Annotated in this window: 5 protein-coding genes; 4 read left to right on the top strand and 1 reads right to left on the bottom strand. The window is 39.8% G+C overall.

Annotated features, from left to right (window positions below; translation table 11 throughout):
* The 4 genes from AC1DRF_RS23370 to AC1DRF_RS23355 form a co-directional block, all read left to right on the top strand.
* Positions 1–505: sulfite exporter TauE/SafE family protein (locus AC1DRF_RS23370; protein ID WP_477741819.1), on the top strand; the 505-nt coding region annotated here is incomplete at its 5' end.
* Between the two features lie 464 nt (positions 506–969).
* Positions 970–1,431 carry a hypothetical protein gene (locus tag AC1DRF_RS23365; protein WP_477741818.1) on the top strand — a complete coding sequence of 154 codons (462 nt, stop codon included), beginning with the start codon at positions 970–972 and terminating at the stop codon, positions 1,429–1,431.
* Between the two features lie 115 nt (positions 1,432–1,546).
* The gene (locus AC1DRF_RS23360; protein ID WP_060746317.1) at positions 1,547–2,005 is read left to right on the top strand and encodes a hypothetical protein; all 459 of its coding nucleotides are present in this window, start codon (positions 1,547–1,549) and stop codon (positions 2,003–2,005) included.
* Positions 2,005–2,277 (top strand): hypothetical protein, encoded by a 273-nt coding sequence (locus tag AC1DRF_RS23355; RefSeq protein ID WP_477741817.1) that lies wholly within the window; start codon positions 2,005–2,007, stop codon positions 2,275–2,277. Before AC1DRF_RS23360 ends, AC1DRF_RS23355 begins: the two co-directional genes overlap by 1 nt.
* Here AC1DRF_RS23355 and AC1DRF_RS23350 read toward each other — a convergent pair.
* On the bottom strand, positions 2,261–2,368 hold the full coding sequence (locus AC1DRF_RS23350; RefSeq protein WP_477741820.1) for a glutathionylspermidine synthase family protein: 108 nt from the start codon (positions 2,366–2,368) through the stop codon (positions 2,261–2,263). The two genes, AC1DRF_RS23355 and AC1DRF_RS23350, sit on opposite strands and share 17 nt — an antisense overlap.
* Positions 2,369–2,409 lie beyond the last annotated feature (41 nt).

Below are 2,409 nucleotides of genomic sequence, written 5' to 3'. Positions count from 1 at the left end.
GAGCACCAAACCTTTATCGACGAAGCAGTCCATTCCGCTGGGATTAATTGCTGGATTTGCTGATGCTACAGGAGGAGGCGGCTGGGGGCCGATAGCAACGCCTGTATTGCTAGCTAAAAAAGGCACAACAGCACGGAAAGTCGTTGGAACCGTGGATACAAGTGAATTTGCTATTGCCGTCTCGGCTACACTTGGCTTTTTAATCTCTCTTGGCTGGGAGCAGGTAAATTGGTTCTGGGTAGGCGCCCTTATGATTGGCGGAATTATCGCGGCTCCGATTGCTGCATGGTTTGTTCGTATTATCCCGGCTCACTTGCTTGGTTCACTTGTTGGTGGGTTTATCATTTTAACAAATGCTCGAACACTCTTAAACACTTGGGTATCCAGCAGCTCTACTCAGATAGCTGTATATGCATTCATACTTATCGTGTGGGCAGCAGCGATCATTTACTCACTGTTACAAGGAAAAAAATATAATCAAAATCGAAACGTAGAAGTTTCATAATAAAAAGGATGGAATAAAAGTAGCTCAGTTAAAGAAAGATCTGAACGTGTTTGATTCTGGATAGAGAATCAAATGTGTTCAGATTTTTTTATGGTTAGAGGGAAGGCAGTTTCATGTACGTAGTGGCCTCTAGCTGTTGGCTGGAGGGCAAGGCGAGGACTTATGCGTAAAAAGCGGAACAGGTGAGACCCGGCAGGAGTGGTCGCCCTCGGAAAGCGAAGCCTTGTACGGAAATCAACAGCGGTGTAACAAAGGGGCCATACTAGCGCATTATCCCATTTGTTCGTCTTTAGATTGGGGTGATTTCATTATGTCTCAATCTCTTTTATTATCTGAATTCCGTAAAATAGAGAAGCGTAGATATTTTTTTTGTGTCTTATGATACAATAGACGAGTTCATTCATGAGTGGGAATACTTTCTAACACATATAAAATTCATTGAATCGTCGAGGTGTGAAGAGTAAGTGGTCTATTTTATTTTAGTATTAGTAGCAGCTATCGAAGTAATTGTCTTATTGATTAATCGACCTGTATTTGCAAACATTCCGTATGTTCAAGTATATATTGTTCCTTTGTTAGTAGTAATTGTCATCACAATGTTACTTTCGCAAAATCCAAAGAGATTTATGCGTTGGTTTAAACAAGGGCTTATTACGATTTCAGTCGTTGTGCTTGTATTCGTACCGGTTCTCTATGCCAAAAATCTCCCGCTGTATGGTTATAATGAAGCAAAAAAAATGCTTGCGCAAAGAGAACAGCTCTTGCTAAGTCAGTTCCAAAAAGGAAAATACGTATATCCAGCAAAAGACAGCCCTAAAAAATACCGTTATCTATTTAAAGTCAATCGTGGAAACGGCATGCTTGAATATGTATTCGACCCATACACAGGCGGTTATGAAGTTGTGACAGATGTGATAAAAAAATAAAGGTTTAGCTTATTTAAAGCTAAGCCTTTTAATGTGAGAAAAATTGAAACTTTTTGAAAATCTGTGCGTATTTATTAAAGAACGTTCACAAAAAAGTCACAAAAGGAGTTGCACAATGGGAAAGTTAGAATACCGACTGCTAAAGCCTGATGATACGTTTGTATCTATTTATCACTATCAATCTATTGAACTTGAACAAATTTTAGCACGAAGAGAATGCGAATTTTTTGTTAAAGAAGGAGTAACGTATAAACAAACTTCATCTGCAGTCGAAGATGATATACATATTATTTATGTAAAAGAACATGAACATGGGCCGAAAGAGCAAGCAGAAGACGATAACAAAGAGATTACGTTAGAAGTACGCGAACTGAATTCTCTTCGAGGACATCCGATTTTATTCGTCTCTTCATTTTATACGCATTTGGACGTATTAAGCTATATCGGAACAGTTTATACATACTACAATGGATGGGAATGGGAAAGAGACTCTGCGGAAATTGATGAAGATCGCAGCGTGTACAGTTTATATGTAACAAAAACAGGCGTAACGTATGAAGGGGGTAAGGCGTAATGTCAAAAACAAAAAAAATGATGGCCGGGGTTTTGACCACAGCTTTAATGACATCGCTCGTTGCCTGTGGTTCAACTGATCAGGCAAGACCAGCTAAACCGAAAGATAAATCGTGTGACAAGTGGAAGTGGGATGAAGATACCCAAACGTACTACTGTTCAGATTCTTCTTCTTCGCACAGCGGCTCATATTATCACGGAGGCCGCTACTACGGCTCTAAAAAACAGTTGACCTCATCATCGGCCTATAAATCATTTAAATCAAGCAGCTGAACGTAGGCGTATCCGCATTTAGTTCTAAAAGCTTAATTTGATCAGTCGTAACAGCAAAATCAAGGCGCGAAATCACACTTTCTGTTTCCATCGTTTTCAGTCGTAGGTACGGGAGGCTGTCTTTTGGAAATC

Source organism: Priestia sp. P5_B4, assembly GCF_056400385.1.
The sequence above is the reverse complement of the archived record's forward strand: the minus strand, read 5'-3'. Positions and strand labels throughout refer to the sequence as shown.

Bases quoted from the DNA above. Each gene is read 5' to 3' on its own strand.
- AC1DRF_RS23350 (WP_477741820.1), bottom strand. From the start codon at position 2,368: ATGGAAACAGAAAGTGTGATTTCGCGCCTTGATTTTGCTGTTACGACT.
- AC1DRF_RS23355 (WP_477741817.1), top strand. From the start codon at position 2,005: ATGTCAAAAACAAAAAAAATGATGGCCGGGGTTTTGACCACAGCTTTA.
- AC1DRF_RS23360 (WP_060746317.1), top strand. From the start codon at position 1,547: ATGGGAAAGTTAGAATACCGACTGCTAAAGCCTGATGATACGTTTGTA.